Origin of the sequence: Actinoplanes sp. CA-051413 (genome assembly GCF_050955795.1) — a bacterium.
Taxonomy (GTDB): domain Bacteria; phylum Actinomycetota; class Actinomycetes; order Mycobacteriales; family Micromonosporaceae; genus Actinoplanes.
In genome coordinates this window covers 6,796,315-6,809,623 of sequence record NZ_CP192100.1, presented here as the reverse complement: position 1 = coordinate 6,809,623, position 13,309 = coordinate 6,796,315, and the positions used below count along the sequence as shown (strand labels likewise).

The window sequence follows — 13,309 nt, the reverse complement described above, 5'->3', positions numbered from 1 at the left end:
TCAGTCCCCGCTGTCGTCGGAGGTGTGCTCGGCGGAACGCGGTACGGGTGCGTACCGCTCGAACTCCTCGCGCAGCGTGAGGCCGCTCGACTCACCCGCCGGCTCGAGATAGCTGTTCATGATCGCGAGCACCGCCATGCCGATCAGGTTGTCCCGGGTGTGGTCGTCGCCGACGATGCCGGCGTGCGGGTCGCCGAGGTGGTGCACGGCGAAGCCCTCGGTGATCGCGGCCAGGATGTTGGCGAACTGGTCGATCGTGATGCCCTTGCGCAGCTGGTAGCCGCGGGCGGCGATGGTGGCCTCGTAGATCTTGGTCCACGGTCCGAGGGCGCCGGCGTACTGGTTGGCGATCGCGTCGTGGATGCCGTCGTTGCGGTCCGCCGTGGCCACCATGATGAGCTGCAGGCGGAACAGCGGCATCCGGCAGATGGCCAGCAGCTCGTGGTAGGAGGCCCGGTCGAGGGCGTTGGCGAAGTTCGGCTCGGTGCTGATCAGCCAGTCGCCGCGGGTCTCCAGGTCGGCCCCGTACTGCGGGTCGTAGTTCATCGCGTGGAACAGGAACGTCAGCAGGTCGTTGAGGTAGTCGTCGTGGCTGGCCCAGGTGGCCCGGTACGGGCCGTCACCCTTCTGGCGCAGGAACGGCGGCTCGAGACTCTCCATCTCGCGGGACAGCGCGCGCTCGGTGAGGAAGCGCAGGCCCGACCAGTACGGCTTCCGGCCACCATCGTCGGTCGGGAGCGCCGAGTCCTTGGCGCCGAGGTTCTTCTCGACCAGGTTCGCCCCCGCCTTGAGGTAGGAGGCGACCTTGAGCGAGTTCACCAGGGCGGCGCGGGTCGACTCCCGGACACCTTTGACTCGCGTCACGATGCCGGAAAAGTCCTGACAATAGGGGAAGGGGAGATCCTTCTTGCCGTACGTCATGAGTCGATTGTTGTCCGCGGGTGCGCTGAGACAAGTGCGCACGTGCGTAGTACTCGGAGTCTAGGCCTCGGGAATTCAGAGAATGTGCGGAATATGACTTTGAGTAAGCGAGTGATAACCCAGAGGAATCACAATCGGCTCATTTTCCACTCCGGCTCCGGATCACGGCGATCAGGCCGGCCAGCCACGGCAGGATGGCGATGACCGCCCCCTTAGGACCCCCGAAGGCGATCAACAGGACGGCGGCGGCGCACAGGACGATGCCGATCAGCAGGAGCGTGCGACCGCGGCGCTTGCCGGAATCAGCCTGGCCGGCGGCGAAGCGGGGATCCTCGCTTCGCAACTGGGAGACGATGCGGGCGAAGGCGCGGGACTCGTCGTTGTCGGGCACGTCGCCACCTCCCCGGGCCGCGCTGGATCAGCCGACGGTACCCCCATCGCGCGCTCGTGGCGCCCGGCTCAGGGCCGGGTGTCGCCGAAAGCGAGGCTCAGCACGGCGTGCGCGACCCAGATCGCCTGCGCCTTGTTGTCGTACGGCCCGACCCGCAGCTCCACCGCTTTGTCGCCGAACAGTGCGCGCACCGTCCAGCTGTTCGGGTGGCGGTCGTCCTCCCGGCTGTGGTTGACGATGACCTGGCTGGCGCCCCGGATGTTGACCACGGACCACTTCTCGTCCCCGGTGGGCCAGGCCCGGAACCAGCCGGGGGCGACCGCGACGGCCTCCTTGCCGGCCTCGGCCAGCGCCCACTCCAGTTCCTCGGGAACCACGATGTCCGGTTGTGCGTGCGTCATCTCGCCGCCCTGGGTCGACTGCGCGGGAACTCAGGATAACGGCAAAACCCCTGAATACCGTGCTTATCCCTACGAGAGCGACACCCGCGCAACGGCCTTCTCGGTCAGGCTGCCCAGCCAGAGGGTGTCGCCGTGCTGACGGACGCCGGTGGCCATCACGTACCGGCCCGCCGGTCCGTGCAGGACGCGCAGCACCGTGCCCTCGCCGTCGACCAGGGCCGCCATCGAGTACGGCACCGGCTGCGGCTGCCAGCGGGTCGGCAGGATCGCGGCTATGCGGCGCAGCTGCGGGTGCGGCAGGAGCTTCTCGGCGAGCGCGACCCGTGGGCTGGCCAGGGCGATCCAGTAGGTGCCGTCGCCGACCGGCGCCATGTTGTCCGGGTACGCGGGCAGGTCGCCGAGCACCCGTACCGCGCCGTCCGGCAAGGACACCCGGACCAGGCGGTGCGCGACTGTTTCGCAGAGCAGCAGCGCGTCCTCCTGCGGCGTGAGGGCCACGCCGTTGGGGAAGTGGAAGCCCTCGGCCACCACGTCAACGCGGCCGGACGCCGGATCGAACGCCAGCACCCGTCCGTTGGGCCGGTGCTCCAACAGATCCCGGCGCCAGTGCGAGACCGGGAAGCGGTTCGAGCTGTCGGTGAAGTAGACGACGCCGTCCCGCGCCACGGCCGCGTTGTTACAGAACAGAATGCGCGTGCCCCCGGCCCGGTGGGCCAGATCGGTGACCGTGCCGTCGTCGGTCACCCGCAGCAGTCCCCGGTACGCGTCACAGACGATCAGGCTGCCGTCGCGCGGATCGACCTCGATGCCCAGCGGCCGGCCGCCGGTGGTGGCGAGCAGGTCCGGGGTGGTGCCGGGGTGCGCGTCCGCGGGCCAGCGCCAGAGGTTCCCGTCGTCCGTACCGGAGTAGATGTGTCCCTCCGCACCGACCGCGACATCCTCGGGGCCGTGACCGGTCGGCACCGTCAGCACTTCGACGTCGTCGAGCCGGGTGTCGGCGGGCGCCCAGGCGCCGGTGAGCTCGGGCGGCACGGTGGCGGGCAGCTTTACGGGGCGGAGCAACCAGGGTGCGGGCGGGCGGGGAACCGTCATCGGGTCATCGTGGCCTGTGCGGGGGCGCGCGGCCAGGGCTCGAAGTCTCGGAACATGTGCGCAAGTTCCGGAGTCCGGGGGTGCTCGATGCGGCGCAACTGAACCGTGTAGTTGGCCCTGGCCTGGTGGAATGCCTGCCTCGTCTGGGCCGGGGCGCCGGACGTGGTCCGAAACATCGCGGCAAACTTCCGGAACGAGTTGTTGACGTGTGCGGAAACGGGACCGAACAATGACGAGTGACGGCCGTCGATCACTGACCTGGCCGTCCCTGCGGTGCCGCGCGGTATGACGCTGCCGCCCGGCGCGGAGGACGGCCCTCAGAGCGGGGCGTGGCGACCACCCAGCGCCACGCCCCGCCGCCGTACCCGGTCGACCGGAGAGCCGGAGCTGACCGAACGGTGGGCTCGCAAGATGATCTTCCCCGCTTATGCTCACGCGGCTCTGTCGTTCACGGGGAGGAACCACCACCATGCGCCGCGCCCTGCACCGCCTGCTGACCGGATCGGCGGCAGCCCTGACGGCGGTCGCGGCCCTGGCCGTACCCGGGACGCCCGCGCTGGCCGCGGACCCTGCCGTGCGGCTGCACTTCCCGGACATCGCGGTGGCCGGGTCGGTGCCCAAGGCGACCCCGCTCTTCGCCTGGATCGACGTGCCGGACGGGCCGGGCGACGCGCCTGCCGCGTTCGAGAAGATGACCGTGCGGGTGGACACCGCCGGCGTCGCCGACATCGCCACCGTGGTCGCGGCCGACGACTTTCAGTTGAGTGACGAGCAGTCCTGCGGCCGCAGCGGCACGGTCATCAGCTGCACCCTCACTGGGCACTTCGAGCTCGAACCGGGCACCAACCTGGTGGCCCTGCTGGCCTTGGAGGTCACCGCGAAGGCCGGCGCCGCCCAGGACGCGCACGGCAAGCTGGCGTTCAGCGCCCGCCTCGACGACCTGCCCGAGGTCACCACCGCGTCGACGGTGACGATCGGCGAGGGCGTCGACCTGGCCGGCGTCATCAGCACCCCGCGCACCGTGGCGGCCGGCGCGAACGTCGACGCCGGCCTGCGCGTGTCCAACGTCGGGACCACGCCCGTCAAGAGCGTCGTGCTGGTCATGCTGGGCTGGGACCCGAGCCTGTCGCCGGGGCCCGGCTTCGGCAACTGCCGGTACGGCATCCTGACCGTCTGCACCTTCGACGACGAGCTGGCCACGGGCACGACCTACGAGCTGACCACGCCGATGCGCCTGAAGATCCCGGCCGACGCCGCGGCCGGCTCCCGGGCCAGCGCCCTCGGCGGCTGGTACACCCCGGCGGACTTCCGGGAACTGATCGACACCGCGCCCGACCTCGACGAGGAGACGCTCGGCCCGAAGGGCACCGGTCCCGCCGTCGGGTTGCGGGCTGTGCCGGCGAAGAGCGCGGCGCGGGCCGCGGCGAGCCAGGTCGACACCGACCCGAAGAACAACATCCTGGTCAGCGAGTTCGTCGTCGGCGGCCGCCGGTCGGACCTGGCCGCCGTCGGGGCCACTGTCACCGGCGAGCCGGGCGACAAGGTGCCGGCCCGCGTCGGCTTCGGCAACAACGGGCCGGGCACGCTCTACCACTGGACCTTCGAGAACACCGACCCGTCGACCCACATCGTCGTGCCGGCCGGGCTCGAGGCCGTCGGCGTCGACGAGCGCTGCTTCCCGATGACGTTCGAGGACGGCGAGGAGCCCGAGGACTTCGGCACCGATTTCACCGGAGCGTCGGAATACCTGTGCCTGCTCGAGGAGGGCAAGACCAAGGCGAAGGCGTCGACCCTGTTCGACTTCACCTTCCAGGTGCGGGCGAACCCGTCCGCGGCGGCCGGCCGGGTCCTCATCAACGAGGAGATCTTCACCGAGTACCCGATCGACCGCGACGCCCGCAACGACACGGCGGCGATCACGGTGCAGCTCAGCGGCGGCCAAGGCGGTGGCCTGCCGGTGACCGGTGCCAACGCCGGCCTGCTCGGCGCGGGCGGCGCGCTGCTGCTGCTCGCCGGCGCGGCCGGTCTGCTGCTCGTGCGCCGGCGCCGGGTCCGGTTCACCGCCTGACCCAGGTACGGGGGCTACGGTCGGCGGATGAGTGAGACCGACAGGATCCTGCTGGCCATCGAGCAGCAGATGCTCGACGCGGACGCCGCCTACGACGAGACCTTCTTCGACAAGCACTGCACCGCCGATTTCGTGGCCATGGGCAACTACGGCGTGGTGGACCGGGCCCAGGTGCTCCAGATGTACGCCAACGGCAGCGGCAGCCGGGACCGGCGCAACCGGATCCAGGATGCCCGGGTCCGGCTGCTCGGCGACGGCGGCGCGCTGGTCACCTACACCCTGAACAGCATCACCGGGGCGGAGACGTCGTCCTGGTACGCCTCGACCGCCTACCGCCGCGAGGACGACGAGTGGCGGGTGGCCGCCATCCACCAGACACCGGTGTAGCCGGCCGGCCGGCGGTCCGGTGCTCAGACCCGGCCGCCGGAGGGATCTCCGGACAGCCGCTGGGCGATCGCGATCGGGATGACGGAGGCGATCACCAGGACCGTCGCCACGACGTTGACGACCGGGGCCTGGTTCGGCCGGAACAGGTTGTCCAGGATCCAGATCGGCAGCGTCGTGGTGCTCTGGCTCGCGGTGAAGCGGGTCACGATGATCTCGTCGAAGCTGAGCGCGAACGCCAGCAGCCCGCCCGCCAGCAGCGCCGTGCGCAGCAGCGGGAAGGTGACGCGCCAGAACGTGGTGAAGCTGTCCGCGCCCAGATCCATCGACGCCTCCTCCAGGTCACCGCCGAGCCGGCGCAGCCGGGCGATGACGTTGTTGAAGACCACCACCACGCAGAACGTCGCGTGCGCCACCACCAGGGTGAGCAATGACAGCGGCACGCCCAGGATCGTGCGGAAGGCGTTGTTCAGCGCGATGCCGGTGACGATGCCCGGCAGCGCGATCGGCAGGATCACCAGCAGCGACACGGCCTCCCGGCCGAAGAACCTGTACCGCTGCAGGGACATCGCCGCCAGCGTGCCGAGCACCAGCGCCACCGCGGTCGACAGCAAGCCCACCATCACGGAGGTACGCAGCGCGTCCAGGGCCCCGGCGTTGTGGGCGGCGCGCGACCACCACTGCAGGGTGAAACCGGCCGGTGGCCAGCCGAACGCCCGGTCACTGTTGAACGAGTTGATCACCACGACGATCAGCGGCACGTAGACAACGGCCAGCACGACGGCGGTGATGACGCGCAACGCGACGCGCATGCCCCGGGTCAGGTACATCAGAGGTTCTCCAGGGCACCGGCGCGCCGGGACAGGAACAGGTAGACGATCATGACCACCACCGGGACCAGGCCGACCGCCGCCGCCAGGGGCTGGTTGTTGGCCGCGCCGATGTTGTCGTAGACCAGGTTGCCGAGGAACTGCTTGGTGCCGCCGACGATCTCCACCGCCACGTAGTCGCCCAGCGACAGCGAGAAGGTGAAGATCGACCCGGCGACGACCGCCGGGAACACCAGCGGCAGCACGACCGTCCGGACCGTGCGCCCCGGCCGGGCACCGAGATCCCCGGAGGCCTCCAGCAGCGAGTCCGGCAGGCGTTCCAGGCCGGCGAAGATCGGCAGGACCATGTACGGGAACCACAGGTACGCCAGCGTGCACACGGTGGCGGTCAGGCCGTACCCGGGCGAGCCGAGCCCGAACGGCGCCCCGGCCCAGTCGATCAGCCCGCCCCCGCCGAACATGCTGCGCCAGGCGTACGCCTTGACCAGGTACGACGCCCACAGCGGGAGCAGGATGCCGGCGACCAGCAGCGGTTGCCAGCGCCGGCGGGCCACCTTGGCCATGAAGAACGCCACCGGCAGGGCCAGCACCGCGTCGATGACCGTGACCAGGGCCGCCACCCCGATCGTGCGGATCGTCACCGAACGGTAGACGGAGTCGGTCAGCACCGTACGGATGTTGTCCAGCGTCCACACCCGCTCGATCGCCCCGGTGAACGTGTTCGTCGACCACAGGGCGGTGACCAGCAACGCCGCCAGGGCCCCGAGGTAGGCCAGCCCGAGCCAGAGCAGCGGCGCACCCAGCAGCAGGGTCAGCCGGGTGCGCGGCGAGCGGGTGAGCCGGGCCGAGAGCCGGCGCCGGCGGGTGTCCAGCAGCGTCACCGGCCGGTCAGCCCTTGATCTCGGTCCAGGCCCGGGTCCAGGCCGCATAGTCCGTGCAGGTGACGTCGGTGCGCCCGTCCAGGCACTGCGGGATCGGCGTGCTCCAGTACCAGATCTTCTCCGCGTACGCGGCGTCACCGGCGTGGTAGGTCTCGCAGAAGTTCTTGTCGGTGGTCAGCGCGCACGCCTTCTGGTTGGCCGGCGCCTCCCCGAAGTACTCGGCGACCTGGGCGTTGGCCGTCGGACCGACGATCCAGTTCAGCCACTGGTACGCGCAGTTCGGATGCGCACTCCTGGCCGCGACCATCCACGTGTCGGACCAGCCGGTCGAGCCCTCCGCCGGCAGCACCGCCTTGACCGGAGCCTTCTCCGCGGCCGCCGTGTTGACGATGACCTGCCAGGTGGTGCCGATCACCGAGTTGCCGCTCTTGAAGGACTGCACCTCCTTGAGATAGTCCGACCAGTACTCGCTGATGTTGGCCTTCTGCGCCTTGAGCAGCTCCACCGCGGCGGCCAGCTGCTTGTCGTCCAGCGCGTACGGGTTCTTGATGCCCAGTTCCGGCTTGGTGTTCATCAGGAACAGGGCGGCGTCGGCGATGTAGATCGGGGAGTCGTACGCGGTGACCTTGCCGGCGTACTTGCCCGCGTCGGTGAACACCGAGGCCCAGGAGGTGGGGGCCGGATCCACTTTGTCCGTGCGGTACATCAGCAGGTTGGCGCCCCAGCCGTGCGGGACGCCGTACATCTGGCCGCCGACGGAGTTCCACGCCTTGTCCTTGAGGAAGCCGGTGACGTCGGCGTAGTTGGGGATCAGGGCGGTGTTCACCGGGGCCACGTCACCGCCCGCGATCAGCCGCAGCGACGCGTCACCGGAGGCCGAGATCACGTCGTAGCCACCGGTCTTCATGAGAGTCACGGCTTCGTCGGAGGTGCCGAACGTCTTGACCGTGGCCTTGCAGCCGGTCTGCTTCTCGAACGGGGTCACCCAGTCCACCGCCGGGTCGTTGCCGCCGTTCTCGGCGTACCCGGGCCAGGCCAGGATGGAGACGGCGCCCTCGCCGGCGCCGAGCTGCTGCAGCTGGTCGATCTTCGGCGGGGTGAAACCGGACGCGCCGGGCGCCGGGGAGCTGTCCCCGGAGGACGTGCCGCAGGCGGCGAGCAGGGTGACGAGGCTGATGGCCGTACCGCTGAGCAGTGATCTGGTGATGCGCATGGCCGAACCCTTCGCAGCGGGGGTGGGGGTCAGGGGGTCTCCAGGGCCACGACGTCGCCGCCGCGGATGCTGACGAGGACGCGCTCGCCGCGGCGCTGCACGGCTGTCGCGGCGCCGGCCTCGGTGTTGGCCTCGCTCGCGGTGATCCGCGGCCCGGCCTCGAGGTCGACCAGGTAGCGGGTGGTCGCGCCGAGATAGACCACCTCGGCGATGGTGCCGGCCAGCCCCGGCCCGGTACGCGAGAGCCGGACCCGTTCCGGGCGCACCACGAACGTGCCGTCCCGGCCGAGCAGCTCGACGGCGGCGGGTCCGCTGAGGACGGTGGACGTGCCGACGAAGCCGGCCACGAAGCCGGTGCGCGGCCGCTCGTAGATCTCGGCGGCGGTGCCGACCTGAGCGACCCGGCCGTGCTCGAACACGGCGATCCGGTCGCTCATGGTCAGCGCCTCCTCCTGGTCGTGGGTGACGAAGACGAAGGTGATGCCGGCCTCGCGCTGCAACTGCTTGAGCTCGACCTGCATCTGCTGGCGCAACTGCAGATCCAGCGCGCCCAGCGGCTCGTCCAGCAGCAGCACCTTGGGCCGCACCACCAGCGCGCGGGCCAGGGCGACCCGCTGGCGCTGGCCGCCGGAGAGCTGGCCGGGCTTGCGGTCGCCGAAGCCGGTCATCCGTACGCCGGCCAGCGCCTGCTCGGCCCGTTCGCGGCGTTCGGCCCGGCCGACCTTGCGCACCGCCAGGCCGTACTCGACGTTCTGGCGTACGGAAAGGTGCGGGAAGAGCGCGTAGTCCTGGAACACCGTGCTGACGTCGCGCTGGAACGGCGCTGCGCCGGTGACGTCCGAGCCGCCGAGCAGGACCCGCCCGGCGGTGGGCCGCTCGAAGCCGGCGATCATCCGCAGCACCGTGGTCTTGCCCGACCCGGACGGGCCCAGCATGGAGAAGAACTCACCGTCGGCGATCGTCAGATCGAGGCCGTCGACCGCGACGGTGCTGCCGAAGGCCTTGTGCAGGCCGGTCAGGGTGATCGCCGGAGCAGTGTCCACGCAGGCCCCCGGTGGCTGGAGGAAATTCCGCCGTTGCGGCGAAACCTATGGCTTCATAGTTCAGAGCACAAGGCTTGTATGTTTCAGGCCGGGAACCAGATGGGGGAGCGATGCCGGATCAGCGAGCCCGGCGGGCGGTCTTCGCCCCGCTGACCCAGAGCGGCCGGGCCGAGGCCGTCACCCGCCGGCTGCGCGACGCCATCGTGCTCGGCGTGCTCGGTGACGGCGAGCAGCTGCCGTCCGAGGTGGACCTGGCCGAGGCGCTCGGCGTCGCGCCGGTCACCGCCCGCGAGTCCCTGCAGAGCCTGCGCGAGCTGGGGCTGGTCACCACCCGGCGGGGACGCGGCGGCGGCAGCTTCGTGCGCGCACCGGAGAATCCCGGCGCGCTGCTGGTGCGGACCCGGCTGGCGGAACTGTCTCTGGTCGACATCCGGGACTTCGGCGACTTCTACACCGCCATCGCCGGCGCCGCCGCGGCGCTCGCGGCCGGCCGCGCGGCCGGCGACGACCTGGACCGGCTCCGCGAGGTCGGGGTACGGCGCCCGACGGACCCCGGGGGCTCCCGGCGCGCTGAGGCCCAGTTCCACCTGGAGGTCGCGGCGGCCACCCAGTCGGCCCGGATGACCAGTGAGGAGCTGCGCCTGCAGGCGGAGTTCGGCCCGTTGCTGTGGCTGTCGCTGGGTTCGCCGCAGGGCCGTGCCGCGTCCGAATCGGATCACGCCGGCATCGTCGCCGCGATCGCCGCCGGGGACGCTGACGGCGCCCGGACCTTGACAGAACAGCACGTCGGGCGTGCGATCGACGCGGTGGTCCGAGCGCGCCTGGAGGTGGTCGATGACTGAGGTCGTCACGCGGCCGGGTGCCGCCCCGGCCGCCGCGGGCATCACCGCCGAGCTGGAACGGCTGTGCGCCACCGTGTTCGAGCCGCTGGCGCAGCTGGCCGGGGCAGTGGCCACGACGTTGTCCGCGCATCAGCGGCCACGGCTGGCGCAGCTGCACGCCGTACGGCCGCTCGCTGTGCGGGAGCTGCGCCGCGCGGACGAGCTCGTGGCCGGCTCCGGCCTGGTCGCCGAACCGGCCCTGATCGCCGACGCGCCCTGGCACCTGGCCTGGTGGACCCGCGGCCCGCACGGACGCATCACACCGCTGCGGGTGGTGTCCGATCCGGCCCACGACGGCTTCCGCGACTACACGGTGCTGGAATGGTGGACGGTGCCGCAGCGCTCCGGCCGCCGGCACATCACCGGGCCGTATGTCGACTACCTCTGCACGGACGCGTACACGCTGACGTTCACCGTCCCGGTGCACCGCCCGGACGGGTCGCTGGCGGCGGTGGTGGGCTCGGACGTGTACGTGGCGCGGGCCGAGCGGATCCTGCTGCCGGTGCTGCGGGCGTGCGGCCGTCCGGCGACGGTGGTGAACAGGGCGGGCCGGGTGGTCGTGTCGACGTACCCGGCCCACACCACCGGCTCCCCGATCCGGACGATGCCGGTCGGATGGAGCCGGCACGACAGCTCGGATGTGCCGTTCAGCGTGTTCGTCGGCGATCAGCGTACGGCCGGACCCCAGTCCGGGTAGCTGTCGTAGAGCTCGGTCCGGGTGATGTTGCGGACGTGCGTGGCGTCGGCGTCCATGACCAGGATGTCGGCGTTGGTCCCGCCGGTCTCCGGCCGCCGCCCGACGGTGATCTTCCGGCCGTCCGGGGACCAGGACGAGCCCAGGTAGTTGACCGCCCCGCCGGCCTCGAAGGTGAGCTGACGCAGGTGACTGCCGTCGGGGTGGACCGTGTAGAGGTTGGCGGAGACCTCCGGCACGCCGTTCTCGTTGGAGTGGAAGAGGATGCGCCGCCCGTCGGGTGACCAGTCGGGCGAGTCACCGCCGCGCAGTGGGAACGGGGTGATCCGGCGTTCCCGGCCGGAGGCGAGCTCGACCGTCCACAGCGCGATGCCCCCGGCCGGCAGCGCGGCACGCACGTTGGTGCGCTCGAAGACCATGGTGCGGCCGTCCGGGGACCACTGCGGATCCGTGTCCTCGCCGTTCGATGGACGGGCCCGCTGGGTCAGTTGGCGCACGTGCGAGCCGTCGGCGTTCATGACGTAGATGCCGACGTTCTCCACGTAGTCGTCGACCACCGGGCCGGACTCGCGGCTGAACGCGAGCCGGCGGCCGCTGGGCGACCAGGCGGGTGAGCCGTTGCAGAAGCCGTCGTTGCCGCAACCCAGCCCGGGAGCGTTGTGGGTGAGCTGGGTCAGACGGGTGCCGTCGGTCCGGACGGTGAAGATCTCCGACGTGTTACAGCCCGGGCCGCAGTCGACGGCCTCGCGCTGGAAGGCGATCCACCGGCCGTCGGGGGAGACATCGGGATTGCGGTCGACGTAGCCCTGCGGCGGCCGGGTCACCTGACGTTCCCCGGAACCGTCGGGCCGGATCGTGAAGACCGCACCCCAGGTACGGTCCTCGTCGAGGAACCGGCGGAAGGCGATACGGCCGTTGTCGGCGGGAAAGGTCGCCTGCGCCGGCGCCGCGGGAACGGTGACACCGGCGACGAGCAGGACGAGGGCGGACAGAGCCAGGGGAGTTCGCTGCGGACGCACGGAAGCTCCTACGGACCCGGAGCAGGAGGTCGCGTTGCACAGGCGCGGCCGGCACCGCCGCGGAGGTGTCTTCGGAGATCCGTCGGCGGTGGATCCGGTCCGCTCTCCGTTCTACTCCCGGCCCGGCGGCCCGGACATCCCTCGATCGGCTGCCCGCCTCAGGCGCAGGCGAGGGTCAGGCAGCGTACGGCCGAGGTCTTGTCGATGACCGGGCCGTACGCCGTCGGGCCCGAGGTGCTGGCGAAGTCGATCGTGACCGGGCCGCCGGTCCCGACGAAGACGAAACTCTTGCGGACGTAGCCCATCGCCGCGAACGTCCTGCCCGTGGTGTCGAAGGTGAACGACTGGCGGACCGTACCGTTGATCAGGACCTGGCCGGTCTTGACCGCCGGGCCGCCGGCCGGGTTGCCGGCCAGGAAGTAGCTGACCCGGTAGCGGACCGACGGCTGGGTGGCCGCCGTGGTGCGGATCGTGCCCGCGGACCGTCCGTTCAGGTCGATCGACTGGCGGCTGTCGGCCGCCTGCCAATAGCCGCGGCCGATCTGGTCGATGGTGCCGCGGGTGACCGTCCACCGGCCGAACGTCTCGCCCGCGGTGCGTGTGACGTAGGTGCCGGCTGGGACGACGGGCTGCTCGAAGCCGTCGCCGGGGCGGCCGGGTGCGGCGGATGCCGGTGCGGCCACCCCGGCCAGGACACAAGCCACGACGGCGGTACGGCGCAAGGTGTGCATCAGCGCGCGTCGATCTCTACGTAGTCCAGATCGCCGGCGTAGTAGTCGCAGCCCACGTCGATCTGGTCGCAGTCGGTCTTGCCGCCGATGCTCACCGGCCACGAGTTCGCGATCCGGCCGGTCCAGCCCGCGGTGCGCGCCACCTTCGCGCCGTCCACGAACAGCGTCACCCCGTCGCCCGTACGGGCGCAGCGCACGGTGTGCCAGCGGCCGTCGTTGAGCCGCCGCGGCGATGACACCGCCAGTGAGCGGGACGAGCCGCGGAACAGGCACTCGACGATGCCGCTGGGGATCTGGATTTTGAAGTTGCCGCCGGAGACCGTCGCCTGGCCCTTCTGGATGATGTTGCCGAACTTGTGGGTCGTACGGAGCCGGACCGTCACGGCGAAGTCGCGGGTGCCGGGGTCGAGGGAGTCGGAGTCGCGCACGGTCACCAGGTGGCCGGGGCGGGCCGGCGGGGAGTCGGGTTCCAGCCGGTCGAAGCGGTAGCCGGTGGCGCCGCTGACGCGGGTGTCGGTCCGTACCTCGTTGCCGATCCGGCCGTGCAGCCCGCGGCCGCTGCTGTCGGTCATGGTCCGGGCGCCGGAATGCTCGTTCATCTCCCAGATGGCGACCGGCCGGTCGGAGGAGGCGTCAGCGGTCGCCGCGGTGGCCAGTAGAACAGTTCCGACCGTCAGAAAGACGGTCAACGAGCGGCGACTTCTCATGGCATCCTCACGCTTGCCGGCAGGTGAGGACCATGCTAAACAGCATTAATGGT

Annotated in this window: 15 protein-coding genes; 4 read left to right on the top strand and 11 right to left on the bottom strand. The window is 70.9% G+C overall.

The genetic code is table 11. The annotated features are described in order from the left end of the window. The 4 genes from ACQP2Y_RS32075 to ACQP2Y_RS32060 form a co-directional block, all read right to left on the bottom strand. The gene (locus tag ACQP2Y_RS32075; RefSeq protein ID WP_433719187.1) at window positions 1-921 is read right to left on the bottom strand and encodes a hypothetical protein; all 921 of its coding nucleotides are present in this window, start codon (window positions 919-921) and stop codon (window positions 1-3) included. A gap of 139 nt (window positions 922-1,060) precedes the next feature. Next, a complete protein-coding gene (locus tag ACQP2Y_RS32070) occupies window positions 1,061-1,312 on the bottom strand; it encodes a DUF3040 domain-containing protein (protein WP_433719184.1) in 252 nt (83 codons plus the stop codon). 68 nt (window positions 1,313-1,380) lie between these two features. Beyond that, window positions 1,381-1,713 carry a hypothetical protein gene (locus tag ACQP2Y_RS32065; protein ID WP_433719182.1) on the bottom strand — a complete coding sequence of 111 codons (333 nt, stop codon included), beginning with the start codon at window positions 1,711-1,713 and terminating at the stop codon, window positions 1,381-1,383. 69 nt (window positions 1,714-1,782) lie between these two features. Further along, window positions 1,783-2,805, bottom strand: coding sequence for an SMP-30/gluconolactonase/LRE family protein (locus ACQP2Y_RS32060; protein WP_433719179.1), 1,023 nt, complete (start codon window positions 2,803-2,805; stop codon window positions 1,783-1,785). A gap of 469 nt (window positions 2,806-3,274) precedes the next feature. Between ACQP2Y_RS32060 and ACQP2Y_RS32055 the strand changes: the two genes are divergently transcribed. Beyond that, window positions 3,275-4,873, top strand: coding sequence for an LPXTG cell wall anchor domain-containing protein (locus ACQP2Y_RS32055; protein ID WP_433719176.1), 1,599 nt, complete (start codon window positions 3,275-3,277; stop codon window positions 4,871-4,873). A 27-nt stretch (window positions 4,874-4,900) separates the two neighbouring features. After that, on the top strand, window positions 4,901-5,260 hold the full coding sequence (locus tag ACQP2Y_RS32050; protein ID WP_433719174.1) for a nuclear transport factor 2 family protein: 360 nt from the start codon (window positions 4,901-4,903) through the stop codon (window positions 5,258-5,260). A 23-nt stretch (window positions 5,261-5,283) separates the two neighbouring features. Here the strand turns inward: ACQP2Y_RS32050 and ACQP2Y_RS32045 are convergent, their stop codons facing one another. The 4 genes from ACQP2Y_RS32045 to ACQP2Y_RS32030 are packed head-to-tail and all read right to left on the bottom strand — an operon-like array spanning window position 5,284 to window position 9,224. Beyond that, window positions 5,284-6,087, bottom strand: a complete 804-nt coding sequence (locus ACQP2Y_RS32045; protein ID WP_433719172.1) for an ABC transporter permease — start codon at window positions 6,085-6,087, stop codon at window positions 5,284-5,286. Continuing rightward, window positions 6,087-6,968, bottom strand: a complete 882-nt coding sequence (locus tag ACQP2Y_RS32040) for an ABC transporter permease (protein ID WP_360829903.1) — start codon at window positions 6,966-6,968, stop codon at window positions 6,087-6,089. Before ACQP2Y_RS32040 ends, ACQP2Y_RS32045 begins: the two co-directional genes overlap by 1 nt. A gap of 7 nt (window positions 6,969-6,975) precedes the next feature. Then, a complete protein-coding gene (locus tag ACQP2Y_RS32035; protein WP_433719170.1) occupies window positions 6,976-8,181 on the bottom strand; it encodes an ABC transporter substrate-binding protein in 1,206 nt (401 codons plus the stop codon). Between the two features lie 29 nt (window positions 8,182-8,210). Beyond that, entirely contained in the window at window positions 8,211-9,224 is a 1,014-nt protein-coding gene (locus ACQP2Y_RS32030) for an ABC transporter ATP-binding protein (RefSeq protein WP_433719168.1), read from the bottom strand. Window positions 9,225-9,334: 110 nt separating this feature from the next. On the opposite strand from ACQP2Y_RS32030, the gene ACQP2Y_RS32025 reads away from it, so the two are divergent. Beyond that, entirely contained in the window at window positions 9,335-10,066 is a 732-nt protein-coding gene (locus ACQP2Y_RS32025) for a FadR/GntR family transcriptional regulator (RefSeq protein WP_433719166.1), read from the top strand. Continuing rightward, window positions 10,059-10,802 (top strand): cache domain-containing protein, encoded by a 744-nt coding sequence (locus ACQP2Y_RS32020; protein ID WP_433719163.1) that lies wholly within the window; start codon window positions 10,059-10,061, stop codon window positions 10,800-10,802. Before ACQP2Y_RS32025 ends, ACQP2Y_RS32020 begins: the two co-directional genes overlap by 8 nt. Here ACQP2Y_RS32020 and ACQP2Y_RS32015 read toward each other — a convergent pair. From ACQP2Y_RS32015 to ACQP2Y_RS32005, 3 genes are all read right to left on the bottom strand, one after another. Next, complete coding sequence (locus ACQP2Y_RS32015) at window positions 10,772-11,818, bottom strand: TolB family protein (protein ID WP_433719161.1); 1,047 nt, start codon at window positions 11,816-11,818, stop codon at window positions 10,772-10,774. The genes ACQP2Y_RS32020 and ACQP2Y_RS32015 overlap by 31 nt on opposite strands. 158 nt (window positions 11,819-11,976) lie before the next feature. Beyond that, a complete protein-coding gene (locus tag ACQP2Y_RS32010) occupies window positions 11,977-12,549 on the bottom strand; it encodes a choice-of-anchor C family protein (protein ID WP_433719158.1) in 573 nt (190 codons plus the stop codon). Next, the gene (locus ACQP2Y_RS32005) at window positions 12,549-13,238 is read right to left on the bottom strand and encodes a laminin G domain-containing protein (protein WP_433719155.1); all 690 of its coding nucleotides are present in this window, start codon (window positions 13,236-13,238) and stop codon (window positions 12,549-12,551) included. The genes ACQP2Y_RS32010 and ACQP2Y_RS32005 overlap by 1 nt, the downstream gene beginning before the upstream one ends. Window positions 13,239-13,309: the final 71 nt, after the last annotated feature.